The 15053-nt window shown below is 33.8% G+C and carries 21 protein-coding genes; 6 read left to right on the forward strand and 15 right to left on the reverse strand.

Going from position 1 to position 15053, the window contains the following annotated elements; translation table 11 throughout:
• The first annotated feature begins 206 nt into the window (after window positions 1-206).
• The 6 genes from AC1B0Z_RS10325 (at window position 207) to AC1B0Z_RS10350 (ending at window position 5983) form a co-directional block, all read left to right on the forward strand.
• Complete coding sequence (locus AC1B0Z_RS10325; protein ID WP_483791907.1) at window positions 207-437, forward strand: hypothetical protein; 231 nt, start codon at window positions 207-209, stop codon at window positions 435-437.
• 102 nt (window positions 438-539) lie between these two features.
• Window positions 540-1271: a GLPGLI family protein gene (locus AC1B0Z_RS10330; RefSeq protein WP_483791908.1), complete on the forward strand. Its 732-nt coding sequence runs from the start codon at window positions 540-542 to the stop codon at window positions 1269-1271.
• A gap of 747 nt (window positions 1272-2018) precedes the next feature.
• Complete coding sequence (locus AC1B0Z_RS10335) at window positions 2019-2228, forward strand: hypothetical protein (RefSeq protein ID WP_483791909.1); 210 nt, start codon at window positions 2019-2021, stop codon at window positions 2226-2228.
• Window positions 2229-2231: 3 nt separating this feature from the next.
• Entirely contained in the window at window positions 2232-2963 is a 732-nt protein-coding gene (locus AC1B0Z_RS10340) for a GLPGLI family protein (protein ID WP_483791910.1), read from the forward strand.
• A gap of 11 nt (window positions 2964-2974) precedes the next feature.
• Window positions 2975-3199 carry a hypothetical protein gene (locus AC1B0Z_RS10345; protein ID WP_483791911.1) on the forward strand — a complete coding sequence of 75 codons (225 nt, stop codon included), beginning with the start codon at window positions 2975-2977 and terminating at the stop codon, window positions 3197-3199.
• 63 nt (window positions 3200-3262) lie between these two features.
• The gene (locus AC1B0Z_RS10350) at window positions 3263-5983 is read left to right on the forward strand and encodes a carboxypeptidase-like regulatory domain-containing protein (protein ID WP_483791912.1); all 2721 of its coding nucleotides are present in this window, start codon (window positions 3263-3265) and stop codon (window positions 5981-5983) included.
• Window positions 5984-6122: 139 nt separating this feature from the next.
• On the opposite strand, the gene AC1B0Z_RS10355 is transcribed toward AC1B0Z_RS10350, so the two are convergent.
• The 15 genes from AC1B0Z_RS10355 to AC1B0Z_RS10425 all read right to left on the reverse strand — a co-directional run bounded on the left by AC1B0Z_RS10355 (window position 6123) and on the right by AC1B0Z_RS10425 (window position 14966).
• Window positions 6123-6743, reverse strand: coding sequence for an arsenate-mycothiol transferase ArsC (locus tag AC1B0Z_RS10355; RefSeq protein ID WP_483791913.1), 621 nt, complete (start codon window positions 6741-6743; stop codon window positions 6123-6125).
• A 180-nt stretch (window positions 6744-6923) separates the two neighbouring features.
• Window positions 6924-7433, reverse strand: a complete 510-nt coding sequence (locus AC1B0Z_RS10360; RefSeq protein ID WP_483791914.1) for a DUF6428 family protein — start codon at window positions 7431-7433, stop codon at window positions 6924-6926.
• Window positions 7434-7450: 17 nt separating this feature from the next.
• Window positions 7451-7774: an ArsR/SmtB family transcription factor gene (locus AC1B0Z_RS10365; RefSeq protein ID WP_483791915.1), complete on the reverse strand. Its 324-nt coding sequence runs from the start codon at window positions 7772-7774 to the stop codon at window positions 7451-7453.
• 108 nt (window positions 7775-7882) lie between these two features.
• On the reverse strand, window positions 7883-8341 hold the full coding sequence (locus AC1B0Z_RS10370; RefSeq protein ID WP_483791916.1) for an NINE protein: 459 nt from the start codon (window positions 8339-8341) through the stop codon (window positions 7883-7885).
• A gap of 99 nt (window positions 8342-8440) precedes the next feature.
• Window positions 8441-9205: a sulfite exporter TauE/SafE family protein gene (locus AC1B0Z_RS10375; RefSeq protein ID WP_483791917.1), complete on the reverse strand. Its 765-nt coding sequence runs from the start codon at window positions 9203-9205 to the stop codon at window positions 8441-8443.
• Between the two features lie 24 nt (window positions 9206-9229).
• On the reverse strand, window positions 9230-9616 hold the full coding sequence (locus tag AC1B0Z_RS10380; protein ID WP_483791918.1) for a VOC family protein: 387 nt from the start codon (window positions 9614-9616) through the stop codon (window positions 9230-9232).
• Window positions 9617-9792: 176 nt separating this feature from the next.
• Complete coding sequence (locus AC1B0Z_RS10385) at window positions 9793-10251, reverse strand: DUF1801 domain-containing protein (RefSeq protein WP_483791919.1); 459 nt, start codon at window positions 10249-10251, stop codon at window positions 9793-9795.
• A 7-nt stretch (window positions 10252-10258) separates the two neighbouring features.
• Entirely contained in the window at window positions 10259-10765 is a 507-nt protein-coding gene (locus AC1B0Z_RS10390; protein WP_483791920.1) for a DUF4199 domain-containing protein, read from the reverse strand.
• A gap of 19 nt (window positions 10766-10784) precedes the next feature.
• Window positions 10785-11156, reverse strand: a complete 372-nt coding sequence (locus tag AC1B0Z_RS10395; protein WP_483791921.1) for a VOC family protein — start codon at window positions 11154-11156, stop codon at window positions 10785-10787.
• A 111-nt stretch (window positions 11157-11267) separates the two neighbouring features.
• A complete protein-coding gene (locus AC1B0Z_RS10400; protein WP_483791922.1) occupies window positions 11268-11678 on the reverse strand; it encodes a response regulator transcription factor in 411 nt (136 codons plus the stop codon).
• Window positions 11679-11687: 9 nt separating this feature from the next.
• Window positions 11688-12623 (reverse strand): 2-hydroxyacid dehydrogenase, encoded by a 936-nt coding sequence (locus AC1B0Z_RS10405; protein ID WP_483791923.1) that lies wholly within the window; start codon window positions 12621-12623, stop codon window positions 11688-11690.
• The gene (locus AC1B0Z_RS10410) at window positions 12623-13069 is read right to left on the reverse strand and encodes a hypothetical protein (RefSeq protein WP_483791924.1); all 447 of its coding nucleotides are present in this window, start codon (window positions 13067-13069) and stop codon (window positions 12623-12625) included. Before AC1B0Z_RS10410 ends, AC1B0Z_RS10405 begins: the two co-directional genes overlap by 1 nt.
• 56 nt (window positions 13070-13125) lie before the next feature.
• Window positions 13126-13491, reverse strand: coding sequence for a cupin domain-containing protein (locus tag AC1B0Z_RS10415; protein ID WP_130964912.1), 366 nt, complete (start codon window positions 13489-13491; stop codon window positions 13126-13128).
• Between the two features lie 193 nt (window positions 13492-13684).
• The gene (locus AC1B0Z_RS10420) at window positions 13685-14200 is read right to left on the reverse strand and encodes a gamma carbonic anhydrase family protein (RefSeq protein WP_483791925.1); all 516 of its coding nucleotides are present in this window, start codon (window positions 14198-14200) and stop codon (window positions 13685-13687) included.
• Between the two features lie 31 nt (window positions 14201-14231).
• On the reverse strand, window positions 14232-14966 hold the full coding sequence (locus AC1B0Z_RS10425) for a LytR/AlgR family response regulator transcription factor (protein ID WP_483791926.1): 735 nt from the start codon (window positions 14964-14966) through the stop codon (window positions 14232-14234).
• Window positions 14967-15053: the final 87 nt, after the last annotated feature.

The following is a 15053-nucleotide window of genomic DNA, read 5'->3' on the forward strand; positions in this document are numbered from 1 at the left end:
ACTGTTGCAACAAAATCAGCGCTGATTATTTTTTCTCCCTTAAACTAATATAACAGCAAAACGGTTTAAGCTTAGACTACTTAAACACGACAAAAATAGACTGCCAAGACTAAAAACAGACTACACATTATAGACTAAAAATAGACAAGTTTATTGTTTAATTAACCAGTTTTAAATTTATTGACTGGCTTAAAATTTTAGAAATTATGAAGAAAATTTTAACGCTTGCCGCAGTTCTATTAGCGTTCAGTTTAACTACTCATGCAAAAGAAATAAGTAAAGAGATAAAATCTACAAAAGAACAAAAGCAGACAACAGATTTTGCTTCGCCTGCTGAAGGGTATCGTAAATTTATGGTAGAAGAAGTAGTAAGACCTAAAAAGGCCTCCAGAAGAGCTAAAGATTTCCAAAGAGCTTGTGAAGAAGTAAATGGATAATTGTATTACCTTTAGTATTACTTAATTTAGTACACATACATTTTCAAGAACTCCTCGACACTCCGTGTCGGGGGCAGTTCATTTTTAGAAATACTATTAACTATGCATAAATTAATATTTTTAGCGTTTACTTTTTTTTCCTTTCTTCTTAACTCGCAATCTAGTGGTGTCATTACCTACGGTCAAAAAATTATTATCTCAACTGATAACCCTTCAAATAAAAGTAGTTTCTCTAAGATGTATCATGAAGATAGGATCAATACGAGTAAAGTTTCAAAAAAAATTACTTACAAACTTCGATATAACTTAGATGAGTCAACGTTCAGTGCCGAAAGATTCCTAGGAATTGATGGTAAAGAAAATGATCTTGAAGACGCTTTATTACATGTTGATGGAGACGGTGAATATTACTTTTCTCCTAAAACTAATGTCTCTCTATGGAATCATGATGTATTTGGAAAGAGAATAATACTAGCTGACACTATCAATCCAAAAGACTGGTTAATAACTAAAGAGACAAAAATAATAGGTAAGTATAAAACTATAAAAGCTATGAAAAAGAGAGCGTTAAGTAATGGCAAAGTAATCCATATTCTAGCATGGTTTGCTCCTGAAATACCTAATAACTTTGGCCCATTAGGGTATTGCGGTTTACCTGGTTTAATTTTAGAAGTCCAAGAAGGAAATGATTTTATTATTTATGTAAAAAATATCAACTTCAAGAAAAAGCCCTTAAAGATTAATAAACTTTCAAAAGGGAAAGGCACCTTAATGGGAAAAAAAGAATATCAAAGCTATGTAGAAAAAGCTTCTATAGATTTTATGAGTAATTAGCTTAATATTTCAATTAGTTGTATTGATACGTCCTTTTAAATCTAATAGTTTATATGAATTATTAATAGTCAAAATCTTGTTGTTCCTTGTTAGTTTTTCTTCATACTGCCAACAAATTGTTGTTTCTGGAAGATTAACCGATTTTCTTAAAAATTACTTAGAGTATAGCCACATCTTAGTTATTCCAAAAAAAGAAGACGTAGCAATAAAATTCATCATCACCAATAAAAATAGTCTTTTGTCAATCAGATACGCAAGGTATGCAGCAGTTGAAAATTCTATTAGTTGAATATGAAAATCGCTAGGGATACTTCGCTACATAATGTTCGACTCTGAATGACAAAGAAAAGCTTTGCTCCTATTTTTAAACTTTTTTAAAGCATCTGATTCTACAACAAAGTTGCTGTGGCAAAACCGTGTACTAAATTTCTTAATAATTTTGTTAGAAAAAATTTTATTTACTGTCGTTTTTTTTTATGTTTGTAGTGTTCAGCGTACAAAATCTTGTTTTAAGTCTATTCAAGTTTGCGTATGTTGGGCAACTGTTATAACAAAAATCAGCGCTGATTATTTTTTCTCCCTTAAACTAAATAACAGCAAAACGGTTTAAGCTTAGACTACTTAAACCTAAAAATAGACTATCAAGACTAAAAATAGACGACACATTATAGACTAAAAATAGACAGGTTTATTGTTTAATTAACCAGTTGTAAAATTTGTATTAGCTGGTTTAAAATTTTAGAAATTATGAAGAAATTATTAAAATCTTTTTTTATCCTAGGAATTATTTTAAGCTCAACAGATATTACCGCTATCGAAAGTGAATTTGAAAGTAGAGAGTGTTTTGATTTTGCTCGTCTCGTTTATCACGGTACCTTAGAAAGGACAAATGAGAGAGAATACGCGATTGAGTTATCTACATGGGCATATAATGATTGTTTAACATGGGATTTATAAATTATGCAACGTAATTTTCTTATTCTTTCTCTTTTTTTATTTTTAAACATATATGCCCAGAAAAACTCTGGATTAGTAGAATATAATATTTATGCAAATTCATCTTTTCTTAAAAATAATGATTCTACCAAAGTAGGTCTGTTGTTTAATAAATCTGCTGAACATTTCGAAAAACTTAAATTTGAATTGAGCTTCAACAAGTTCGAATCTTTATTCAAAATAAAAGAAAACCTGATGTTGGATGGAGAAGAGACATTGTCCTTCAGATCAGCTAAGCTGATCTCTGGAGGAAATGAAAAATTTTATTTGAATAAAAATTTAAATTTAAAAATACGAAACAAATCTTTTTTAGGAGACACATTTTTAATCAGCTCAACATTTAATTCAACTGACTGGGTTATAACTAAGGAAAGCAAAATTATCGAGGGGTTTAATTGCTATAAAGCTACTGCAATAATAAAAAAAAGTAAAACAATTACGAAGGATAAAAAGGTTATCGCATGGTTTTGTCCTGAAATACCCATAAATCATGGTCCGAAAGGATATGGAGGCTTACCAGGTTTGATTTTATATCTGCAAGAAGGAAATATTGTTTATCGTGCAAGTAAAATAAGCTTTATTTTAGAGCAGAATGTAATTAAAAAACCATCTAAAGGAATAAATATGTCGCAAGATGAATACGAGAATTATGTAATTACAAAAATAGAAGAATCTGGATTTAATACTAAATTTTAAATTAAAACATTATGAAAAAATTAACCATTTTAATAACATGTTTCATTTTTGCTTTTTTAAGCACTTCTTCAAATGCTTATTCAAGTAAATCAATCGATATCTATGATTATATGACTTGTGGAGAACAAGCCCTAAGATATTACGACCAATTAATTCATGAAGGTGGTGATGGGTGTGATATAGATACCTGTTTTGAAGTAGCCTATGAATTTCTCGTATATTGTGAAAATCAATAAGGTCTAATATATATATCAATCTAACAATTAGTATAAATTTTACTATTTTAAATTAAAAACTTAGTGAATGACAAATTTGTATTGAAATATTACAATTTAAGCACCATACTTATTTCAAAAACAAAAATCCTGCTTTTATTAGTAGGATTTTCTTCATACAGCCAGCAAATAATCGTTTCCGGTACAGTCACAGATTCTCTTAAAAATACTTTAGAATACACTAACATTCTAGCAATACCTGAAAATGATAATGCAGAGGTAAAATTCGCCATAACAAACAAAAACGGTCTGTACGAATTAGGTTTAGCCAAACACCAAACCTACGAGATTACCGTTAGCTATTTAGGCTACAAACCACAAACCATAACCCTTACCACAACTGACCAAAACCTAACAAAAGATTTTATCTTGGTTGAAAACCCCGATCAATTAGATGAAGTAACTCTTAATTATACACCCCCAGTTTCCATAAAAAAAGATACCATTACCTATAAAGTAGATGCCTTTACCACGGGAGAGGAACGCAAACTACGCGAAGTACTTAAAAAACTCCCCGGTGTGGAGGTGGACAGAGAGGGCAACGTAAAGGTACAGGGCAAAAAAGTAACAAAAGTGCTGGTGGAAGACAAAACCTTTTTTACGGGCAATAGCAAACTGGCAGTAAATAATATTCCTGCCGATGCCGTAGATAAGGTAGAAGTACTGGACAATTACAGCGAAGTGGCCATGTTAAAAGGTTTGGAGGATAGCGACGATATGGCCATGAACATTAAACTAAAAGCAGATAAAAAAAAGTTTGTGTTTGGCGATGTAGAGGCTGGTGGCGGTATCAAAGAACGGTACCTTGTACACCCCAACCTATTTTATTACAGCCCCAAGACCAATGTAAACTTTATTGGCGACCTTAACAACATAGGCATCAAGAGCTTTACGTTTCGAGACTATCTGGAGTTCGAGGGAGGTTTTAGCAAACTGCTGCGGGATGCCTCTGGCTACTTTAGCCTAATGAAGGGTGATTTTGCGCAGTACCTGAACAATCAGGATTTTAGGGAAAATACCAACCAGTTTGGGGCGTTGAACATTAGGCAGTCCATTTCCAACAGTACGGATGTTAGTGGCTATATCATCGCATCAAACTCAAAAACCGAAACGGAGACCAATACGCTTAACAGTTACCAAAATATTGCAGACCCCTTTGTTGAGGAGCGCACAGTGACCAATAGTCTCGATAATTTTTTCACCATTGGTAAAATTACCTTGGAATACAGCCCAAGTTACGAAGAAGACCTAACCTACAACACCTTTTTAAAAACTACCAATAGTGCCAATAATGGCTTGATAAATACTGTAAACCCCAATCAGGACAATACTATTCAAACCTTGGCAGATGTTACATCCTTCAACCTAAAACAAAATGTAAGCTACAGCCGTAAACTATCAAAAGACCATACGGCAACTTTAGAGGCTTCCTACAATTTTCAAAATGATAAACCTATTACGGAGTGGCTCACCAACAGGCAGATACTTCAGGGCTTAATTCCATTGCAGGATGATACTGTCTTCAACATTCTACAGACCAAACGCTCTAAATCGCACGATGTTACAGCGGTAGTTAAAGATTATTGGGTGCTTAACAACTTTAACCATTTGTATACCAGTTTTGGAATCAATGCCTCTTTCAACAATTTTTATAGTCTTGATGGGCAAGAGTTATCAAACGGCAATTTCATTAACTTCAATACGGCAGGTTTTGGCAACGATTTTCGCTATCGGTTTTTTAATACTTTTTTTGGGCTGGAGTACAAGTTCCAGATAGGCATTGCTACCTTTAAGCCCATGCTGTACTATCAGTTTTACAATTGGCACACTAAACAGTTCGATGAACAAAACTCAAATGATAAAGGATTATTATTGCCAAAGTTTACCGCCAAGGTAGAATTTAATAACAGTGAAAAACTTAACTTCAGGTACAACCTAAACGCACGTTTTCCCGCCATTAACCAATTGGCCAATAATTTTATTCTTTCAAATTTTAATAGTGTATTTAGAGGGAATGCCCAATTGGAAAACCAATTGTACCATACGGCAAGCCTGAGTTATTACAAGTTTAGCCTGTTTAGGCAATTCAACCTTAACTTAAATACTAATTTTAACAAACGGGTAGAAACTATTAAAACCACAACAGAGCTTAACGGTATAGAATCGTTTAATACAACGGTAATGTTCGACCAGCCAGAACACACCTGGAATGTTAGCGGTACGATTTCCAAAAAAATCAATAAAATACGATACCGATTGAGCAGTGATTTTTCCTATAACGATTTTTACCAATTACTTAATGACCAAACCCAGTTTAATATTTCAAAATCCGTCTCGGGAACTTTGGGTATGGAGACACACTTTAAAAATTATCCAAATTTGGAGGTGAACTATACCAAAAACGTTAATCGTTACGACGCTAACAACATCATCAACAATTTTGAAAATGATAGGATAGAAGCCACTTTAGAATACGATTTTTTAAGGGACTTTATCTTTAAGGCCGATTACCAATTTGATAATTACCAAAACAAAAGCCTAAACATTAAAAACACATTTGATGTTGCCAATGCCTCCTTATTCTATCAGAAAGAAGACAGCCCATGGGGTTTTGAGGTTAGTGCCACAAATATTTTTGATGTGAAATTTAAGCAACAAAACTCATTGAATAGTTTTATAATCAGTGATACGAGAACTTTTGTTTTACCTAGAATTGTGATGTTTAAGTTGAGCTACAAACTTTAACCTTAAAACAGTTGTCATTCAGAAAGAGCGAGGCACGAAGCGATTGAAGAATCTATCTCGTAAACATAAAATCATTAGAGATGCTTCGCTACATTACGTTACGCTCTGAATGATAAATCTTAAATGCATAAGATATTTTTTATTTCAATGTTTCAAACACAAACTTCATCTCTTTAGCAATCTGTAAACTACGTTCTAAATAGGTTTCCGTTTGCTGTGGTGTACCATCTGATTTTTTAGGATCCTCATAAGTTATGGCTATACGTTTATCACAACCAAATACCATTGGGCAACCTTTATCGGCAGAAGAACAGGTCATAATCGCTGCAAATTCAGAAGCTGGATTAAATTCATTGTTAAATTCTTTAGAAAAAGCGATTACAGAAGGTTCATTTTTTGAAAACTTAATGCTATACACAGGGTTATCGCCTTCAGATAATTTCACAACTTTAAAACCCTGATTCATTAAGGTCTCCCCAACCTTAGGAAACATAGCTGTAGCCTCAGTTCCTCCTGAATAACAGGATACATTTTTAATATCAAAATAAGCCGCCATGGTCTGAGCCCATATTTGAGATAAATGACTGCGCCTAGAATTGTGCGTACAGATAAAGTTTAAGCGAATTGGGGAGTTCGATTCAATTTTATCTTTTATGTAATCTATTAATTGTTTTAGGGTTGTTTTTCTTTCTTCAGAAATTGTATCAGTATCTAATGTTTCTACAACATTAGCAATATGGGAGAATAATCTTTTTTTCATAATTCTGTCATTCCTGCGAAGGCAGGAATCTATTTTTTAACTCTTTTGGATTCCTGCCTTCGCAGGAATGACAACTAAAACTAATTTTTATGGGTCTATCAAAAGATTCTGCTATTCAGCGGGATTAGTTCAATTATCAATTTAAAACTTTACTATGGAAAAGCTATAAACTGGGTTTCACTAACAACATCCGCTATTCGTACTACAGCATTCCTCAACTTTACCAACTAATTTTTCAGCAATTTTAACAACCTTTTCTGGTACACCACAAAGCGCTTTCGCTTTACAGTCTGTTTTTTCAACTGCCAATTTAAATATTAAATTATTGCCTTTTATTTCAAAATCGTTAACAAATAGTTGTGCGGTATGAAATGTTGCATTGCTATATTCAAACTTAACCTCAGCATCCATTGTATAAGGTTTCATTTTTCCAACTTTATTTAAAATACCCAAAGCCTTTAAAACAGACATATATTGTGCTTTACCTTTTTCTAATGGACTTTCCCATAATTGAATAATAGTTTCTTTCCATGAGTCCGTTTGAGCTCCACAATCTACAGCATCTACGGTGATGTGCTTTACTTCTGTAATATGATAATTTGCCCCTACAAATGCTTCTGGGCTATATTCAAATAATAAGCTTTTATGTTTGTGCTGTTCTAGTAGCGACAGTAATTCTTGTGTTTTCATAATGATATCTTTGTTAGTTAACAACAGTTTGATGTTGTACCGTTAAAAAAGTTATTTAATGCTATTTGAAACTCTTTAAAGCGTTCCACTTTTAAGCAATAACATATACTTTTTCCCTTAAAATTACCCTTCAGTAATCCTGCATCATTAATTACTTTTAAATGTTGGGAAATTGTAGGTTGAGATAAACCTATTTCATCTACAATATCATTGCAAATACAAGACTCTTGATTACTTATATATTGTAAAATTGCAATACGTGCAGGATGCGCAAATACCTTGGCAATAGCTGCCATTTGATTAATACTTTCTGGATAAATATCAAGTTTCGATGCACCCATAATTTTATTTTCTAATACAAATATACATTTTAATCGTAATATTGCAATATTACGATATAATTTTATCAAAAAAAGTCTGAAGATACAACCTCAGACTTCAACTTTATTTTAAAACCATGGCTTTTTCCCTGCTTGATACGTATTATAAAAATCTTCATCAGATTTTGTTAAGTATATAATACCTTCTATAAGACCTATTAGCCCTGTTACCCATACCACTAAGACACCAATGCCTACACAAGATAATACGATACCTATTATTGAAACTACCAATAAAATAATTCCTTCTTTTTGATAACCAAGTACAAACTTGTGAATACCAAAGGCACCAAATAAAATACCTAATATACCTGCTAGAATTTTTTTGTTATCCTTAGATGCGAATGTCTCCTTGGCACTTTCGGCAAACTCAGAAGCTGTTTCTTTAGCTTCATCAGCAAATTCTTTTGCTTTTTCCTTGGCCTCATCAGCCATTTCACTTGCTTTATCTGCTGCCTTTTTAGCGCCTTCTTTTGCGTCTCCTAACATATCGTTTAAATCGTCTCCTAAATTTTTTTCGTCTGACATGATAATAGTTTTTTTGATTAGAATCTAAAAGTAATAAAAAAACATATTCATTACTAACTATATGTATTTCAATATTTAAAAACGTTACAATTATTTAACCTAACGGATTAACATGAGCAACCCACCAATGGCAGTGACTACAATTATAAATTTTCGGTAATTTACATTAGATATTTTTTTTACCAAAGCCGCACCAAAAAAGAAACCAATTACTACCGCTGGCACTAGTACCAAATTTAGCAACAAGCTTTCTTTAGTAACAGTGTTCCAAACAAAAAAATGAAATGGCAACTTAAAGACGTTGATGATGAAAAATAACCACGCTGCGGTACCAATAAACTCATTTTTTGGTAAGCGCATGGCCAAGAAATAGATGTTAGAAATGGGGCCCGCTAAATTTCCTATCATAGTAGTGAAACCCGCCAAAAAGCCTACCGAGTTTGAAAACAACTTATTATGTGGGACAGTATCAGTTTTTCTTTTTTCAAAAAATAACATTATGCCAATGGACCCGATAATAATAAGTGCCATAACGCGCTTAAATACAACCTCCGAAATAGTATCACCTACCCAAACACCAACCAATACACCAACGATCATGGAAGGCAGGAGTTTCTTAATAAACTTCCATTGCGTGTGCCTGTTATAATAACTAACTGCAATAATATCAGCGGATATAAGCATAGGGAGCAATATTCCTGTGGAAGCCTTTTCTCCAAATACAAAGGCTAGTATTATCACAATAATAATACCTATACCCTTTATGCCGGATTTTGAAAACCCTAAAATAAACACCGCAAAAAGTATCGCAGCCCATTGTAAGGTTGATAAACTATAGGATTGAAGAATTTCTAAATACGACAAGTGTTATGGCTTATACCTGCGAAATTACAAAAAAGCACTATCTACAGGCTCCCAAAGTTCTATTTTATTACCATCATTATCCAAAATCCATCCAAATTTCCCGTACTCATATTCTTCTATCTCACCTATAACAGTAACACCTTCAGACTTTAAGACTTTTAGTAATTCTACTAAATTTTCAACCCGATAATTAAACATAAAATCCTTTTTAGAGGGCTCATAATACTTGGTGCTCACTGGGAAAGGACTCCATTGCGTAGAGCAATCGTTACCGTCCTTATCCTTCCACCAAAACGTGCAACCGTAATCATCCGTGTTAAAGCCTAGGTGCTTTTTATACCAAGCCTTACTGGCTTTAGGGTCTTTCGTTTTAAAAAACAATCCACCTATTCCTGTTACTCTATTTTTCATTTTAAAATGATATTATTGTTAATTTCTATTTGGGTGTTACCCTCTATGATTGTCCCAAAAGTTAATGACACCAACGTCGTCGGGTCGGGCTTTGCGTTTGTAGTTTTGGCTCGATGCGCGCCTCACCAAAAGCTATCACTACAATCCCTAACACAGTTCTCGTAGTCAAAAAAACCTTAGTTCTTCTTTATGGCACTTTCATAAATTTCAATCCATTCCTCGCAAGTCATTTTTCTGGTCAATTCCCCAATCAGCTCAAAAGGGATGTCGTCCAGTTTTTTAAAACGAATACAACTTTTGCCCATATCCAGCTTACGTTTGCTATGTTTAGAGTATTCATTAACAAACCAATCGTGCAGTTCTTTTTTTGCGTAAATCCCGCTGTGATAAAGATTTACAGAGTTTTTTTGAGAGGCAAAACTCATAAAAGGTAAAGGTGTTTTAGGATCACAATGGTATCCATCAGGATACACCGAATGTGGCACATAATATCCAATCATTTTATAAATGATACCTTCCTCAAAACCTTTAGGCAAATTAGTATTAATAATGTTTCTTAGTTTTTCTAAAGTAGCCTGTCGTTCCTCAGGAACCTGACTGATATAATCCTCTGGCGATGTAGCGTCGTATTGCATGTTTTTTTTATTTACGTTGAAGAATTAAACCTGAAATTACAGCTATAACAAACCCTATAAGCACTACGGTAAAGAACATTATAAATGCCATAAATCCAGAACCACCGTAGTCTTTCATTTGCTGTGTAAGTTCCGCCTTTTTTGTTTTAAATTCTTCCAGACTCATGGAAGCTTCCATAGTTTTTAATGTGGTTTCTAAATACTCATCGGCAAAATCAGGATTTATCATAGTAGTATAAATATAATCTGCAATTCCAACACCTATACCTACCAATACCGATATTAATAGTCCAATTATTATAGCTTTCCCTAATGATACTTTGCCACTGTTTACATTATCTCGATAATGCTTTATCCCAAAAAAGATGACTGATAAAGATATCACCATTGTAGCGTATCCAATAATTTCTTGGGTTGAATAGCTTAAACCATCTCCCAAGATAAGTGCCAACAGAAAACAAACTATGCCAGCTAGGACACCATATAAACCATATTTTATGACTGTATTTTTCATAATATTTTATTGTTATACATTACACATGTTGGTCTATTAAAATTGTGTTGCCGTCTGGATCGTAAAACACGATACTTGCAGGTCCGGAGGTAGTATTATCAGTTTCACGTTCTAAAGCAATATTTTTGCTTTTTAAGTGCTTTTGAATGTCTCTTACATCATCAAAGTCATCCAATGTATTGGCACTCTCATCCCAACCTGGATTAAAGGTTAAAATATTGTTTTCAAACATACCTTGGAACAACCCCACCAAAGCATTACCATTTTTCATGATGAGATAATTGCGTTCTACGTCTCCAGCGAAAACGTTGAAACCTAAATTCTCATAGAATGCTTTAGATTTGTGAATGTCTTTTACGGATAAACTAATGGAAAAGGCACCTAATTTCATACTGTCTAGTTTTTTGATTAATATTTTGTAACAAAACTAGGAATGCAGGCAGAAATAAGGGTCATACTAAAGTACCAAATGACTAGCACTTTAGTCTAAATGTATGAATTTTTAAATAATTTGGTGCGCTTTTGCCTTTTGAAGTGCTTGTGTCCTTCTTTTGGCATTAAGCTTTACTAGAAGATTAGATACATGAGTTTTGATAGTACTTTCTGAAAGAAATAATTTATCTGCGATTTCTTTATTTGATAGCCCATCTAATATACCCTGAAGGACTTCATATTCACGTTCAGTAATTTCTAGTTCCTTTATTTTTTGATGATTGATGTCTTTTGAGTCGGATTGATTTTTATGCAAACTTTTTTTGTTGATGTAAATACCCACTATTAAAAATACCACCGCAATCACTGCAAGAGCAAATTCAATTTTAAGATTGCCTGAATGTATAGAGTACGTACTAATTTGAAATAAAAGTACTAAGGCCAAAATCAACCCTGAAAAAACAAGAATGGTTTTCTTCACGGATTAAATTTAACAAAATTTCGCTTTAATCTTATCTACGATAGTTTGGGCTAATTTTTCTTTACTCTCTATCGTCCACCCTGCAACATGAGGTGACAGCAATACATTTTCTGCCTGTATTAAATATTGGAAAGGTTCTGGCATTTTATTGGCAAACAGACTTTCGAAAGACTTTTTTTCATATTCTAAAACGTCCAAACCAGCACCTGAAATTTTTCCAGATTTTAAGGCGGAAACTAAGTCTGCGGTTACCACACTTTTACCTCTAGCTGTATTTACCAGCCAAAACGGCTTTTTAAATTGATTGATAAATTCTGAATTTACCATATTCAATGTTAGTGCCGTCTGCGGCGTGTGTAAGCTTACCACGTCTACCCTTTCTTGAAACTCTTTTAGCGATACTTGAGTAGCATTCTCATCTCCAACATTAGCTTTAATATCATAGCATAGAACCGTAACGTCAAACCCTCTTAGTTTTTTCGCAAAAGCCTTTCCCATGTTACCGTAGCCAATTAAACCCACCGTTAAACCATCCAGCTCTATCCCACGATTGTCTTCTCTTAACCATTTACCGTTGCGTACCTCTCTATCGGCTTTGTTTAGTTTATTAAATAAAGACAGGAGCATGCCCAAAGTATGCTCACCCACAGCGTTTCGATTACCTTCGGGTGCCGATACTAAATACACCCCTTTACTTTCGGCGTAATCGCAATCTATATTTTCCAATCCTGCACCTACCCTACCAATAAATTTTAGGTTTTTTGCGGCATCCAAAAATTGCTGATCTATTGTGAATCTGCTTCGGATAACAATACCATCATAGTTACCAATTTTTGCTTCAATCTCACCTTTTGAAGAGGTGTAATCTTCATGATTTATGAAACCTAAACCCTTAAGTTGATTAATTAATAAATCGTGGTTAGTATCTAAATGTAGGACTGTCATTATTGATTTTTTTTAAATACAAGAGATATCCAATACAATAACACTATTGAAATTGTACCAATGGCAATGCCATAACTTAAAATCCAGAATATCCGCATTGCTAATTGTCCGCCTTGAAATGTCGTTGTTTCGCTAAATGTAAATGATAGATTACCAGCAAGACCATATGAAATAGGTACCCATAGTAAACTTATCACTAAAACAACTTTTAGTAGTAAAGCTAAAAACTTATGAAAGCGTAGAGAGGGTTTTCGTAAGTTATAAATCCCCCAATATAGGGCAAGTGGCAAACTTATTATTCCTGCCCAAGTGATAAATGTTCCAAGTGGAATAGTACTATTTTTATCCAGTGCTATCGTTAATACAGAAGACCCTGTAAACAATAAAACCAAGACAATAATGGATACGAGTAAAGCTCCATAAAACCAAAATACTCTTTTATTCATAACTAATTAAATTGAAACCACACCCTAAACTAGCACTCTGTAAACTATTGCTTTAGTCAAATTTTAGGATAATGTGTTTGTGTTTTTTCATGGGCTACATTTCCTGTATGCGCAGTGTTTTGTTTCTCGAACAAAAGCACATGTACTTCTTCATCATTTTTTGTACAAGGATTATGCTCCACACCTTTTGGTACGACAATAAATTCGCCTTCGTTGACCACTTCGGTTCGGTCTCTAAATTGCATGTGTAATGTGCCTTTTATAACTTGAAAAAGTTCGTCTTCATCATCATGACTATGCCACACAAATTCGCCTTTTAGTTTTGCTAAAATTACCTGCATATTATCTACAGTTGCAATTTGATGCGGATGCCAATTCTTGCTGAACTTAGATAACTTTTCTTTGATATTTATTGCTTTCATAGGGTAAAATTACAAAGTTTTATGACTTTATTTAGATGTTTTGGCATCAAGTATTCCCGTTTTTTCTTGAATATATGGATCTGCATTAGGGATTGTAGCGGCATTCTTTTTGATATGGAGGCTGAGATTCTCGAAGCTGTAATAGCAAAAAGATATAGCGGAAAGCCTGCCTGCCGGCAGGCAGGCGCCCAAATTACTCTTTAAACCAGCTAGAATATTTTATATAAGCATCTGCAATACGATTGATTTCGCCTGATATTAATTCTTCACTAGCATCCTTTATTTTTTTGGCGGGAATACCTGCATATATTGAACCTGATGTTACGATGGTATTTTTGGGAACTACGGCTCCCGCAGCAATAATACAATTAGACTCTACCACGCAACCATCCATAATAATGCTGCCCATGCCCACCAAAACATTATCGTGAATGGTACACCCGTGCACCAATGCATTATGGCCGATGGACACATTATTGCCAATGGTGGTTGGAGCTGTTTTGTAGGTGCCGTGAATTACTGCGCCATCTTGAATGTTTACCTTATTGCCCATTTTTATAAAGTTAACATCACCGCGAACTACAGCGCTAAACCAAATACTGCATTGGTTTCCCATAGTAACATCACCTACTATAGTAGCGTTTTCGGCTATAAAACAATCTGCGGGTATTATAGGCGATTTCCCTCTTACTTCTTGAATTACTGGCATTTATAATTTATTATTTTTTATTAACTATTTATCATTTAAAATACGACAACAACTCTGATTTTCGAGACGCTGATACCATAATTTCCTTTCCGTTACTCAATACCACGCTACCGCCTTTTCCTTTTTGGTATTTAACAACTTCGTTAACGTTTACCAAATAGGACTTATGTATACGGGCAAAACTAGAATCGTTTAAGGCTTCTTCAAAATATTTTAGTGTTTTACTTACTATTTTTCGCTTGTTAGTATTGAGGTATATTTCGGTGTAATTATCATCGGCTTTACAATACAAAATATCAGCGGTATTTAACACTTCAAAACCTGATTGTTGAGGGATGGTTATTTTACCATTGATACTTTGTGTTTTTGGTACCAAAACCTCATCCTGTAAAGCATTTTCTTTTGTTTTTATATCCGTAACATAATCCACTGCTTTTATCAGTTCATCAATAGAAATAGGCTTCATTAGGTAGTAAGATGCATGGGCATTTAGGGCATCAATGGCGTAATGGTCGTATGCGGTGACAAAAATGGTTTCAAAATTCACATCGCCTACCTTTTCCAATAGATCGAAAGCGTTACCATAGGGCATTTCTACATCTAAAAACACTAAGTCTAAGTTGTTATTTCTAATCAAAACCAAGGCATCTTCAATATTGGCAGCCTCACCTAATATCATAACATTCGGACAATACTTTTGCAGATAGTTTTTTAGTATTTGCCTACTGGTTTCTTCGTCTTCTACTATTATTGATGTTAGTTTCATACAACTATTGATTATTCATTGTTTTTAAATTTTGTTCTTACTCAATATGTTTGAGCAAGAGCACACTTTTTTGTAAGATTAGGAAAG

This window comes from Hyunsoonleella sp. J2K-J805 (genome assembly GCF_057167125.1).

Excerpts from the sequence above, each read along its gene's own strand:
- AC1B0Z_RS10325 (WP_483791907.1), top strand. The coding sequence starts at position 207 with ATGAAGAAAATTTTAACGCTTGCCGCAGTTCTATTAGCGTTCAGTTTA.
- AC1B0Z_RS10330 (WP_483791908.1), top strand. The coding sequence starts at position 540 with ATGCATAAATTAATATTTTTAGCGTTTACTTTTTTTTCCTTTCTTCTT.
- AC1B0Z_RS10335 (WP_483791909.1), top strand. The coding sequence starts at position 2,019 with ATGAAGAAATTATTAAAATCTTTTTTTATCCTAGGAATTATTTTAAGC.
- AC1B0Z_RS10340 (WP_483791910.1), top strand. The coding sequence starts at position 2,232 with ATGCAACGTAATTTTCTTATTCTTTCTCTTTTTTTATTTTTAAACATA.
- AC1B0Z_RS10345 (WP_483791911.1), top strand. The coding sequence starts at position 2,975 with ATGAAAAAATTAACCATTTTAATAACATGTTTCATTTTTGCTTTTTTA.
- AC1B0Z_RS10355 (WP_483791913.1), bottom strand. The coding sequence starts at position 6,743 with ATGAAAAAAAGATTATTCTCCCATATTGCTAATGTTGTAGAAACATTA.
- AC1B0Z_RS10360 (WP_483791914.1), bottom strand. The coding sequence starts at position 7,433 with ATGAAAACACAAGAATTACTGTCGCTACTAGAACAGCACAAACATAAA.
- AC1B0Z_RS10365 (WP_483791915.1), bottom strand. The coding sequence starts at position 7,774 with ATGGGTGCATCGAAACTTGATATTTATCCAGAAAGTATTAATCAAATG.
- AC1B0Z_RS10370 (WP_483791916.1), bottom strand. The coding sequence starts at position 8,341 with ATGTCAGACGAAAAAAATTTAGGAGACGATTTAAACGATATGTTAGGA.
- AC1B0Z_RS10380 (WP_483791918.1), bottom strand. The coding sequence starts at position 9,616 with ATGAAAAATAGAGTAACAGGAATAGGTGGATTGTTTTTTAAAACGAAA.
- AC1B0Z_RS10385 (WP_483791919.1), bottom strand. The coding sequence starts at position 10,251 with ATGCAATACGACGCTACATCGCCAGAGGATTATATCAGTCAGGTTCCT.
- AC1B0Z_RS10390 (WP_483791920.1), bottom strand. The coding sequence starts at position 10,765 with ATGAAAAATACAGTCATAAAATATGGTTTATATGGTGTCCTAGCTGGC.
- AC1B0Z_RS10395 (WP_483791921.1), bottom strand. The coding sequence starts at position 11,156 with ATGAAATTAGGTGCCTTTTCCATTAGTTTATCCGTAAAAGACATTCAC.
- AC1B0Z_RS10405 (WP_483791923.1), bottom strand. The coding sequence starts at position 12,623 with ATGACAGTCCTACATTTAGATACTAACCACGATTTATTAATTAATCAA.
- AC1B0Z_RS10410 (WP_483791924.1), bottom strand. The coding sequence starts at position 13,069 with ATGAATAAAAGAGTATTTTGGTTTTATGGAGCTTTACTCGTATCCATT.
- AC1B0Z_RS10415 (WP_130964912.1), bottom strand. The coding sequence starts at position 13,491 with ATGAAAGCAATAAATATCAAAGAAAAGTTATCTAAGTTCAGCAAGAAT.
- AC1B0Z_RS10420 (WP_483791925.1), bottom strand. The coding sequence starts at position 14,200 with ATGCCAGTAATTCAAGAAGTAAGAGGGAAATCGCCTATAATACCCGCA.
- AC1B0Z_RS10425 (WP_483791926.1), bottom strand. The coding sequence starts at position 14,966 with ATGAAACTAACATCAATAATAGTAGAAGACGAAGAAACCAGTAGGCAA.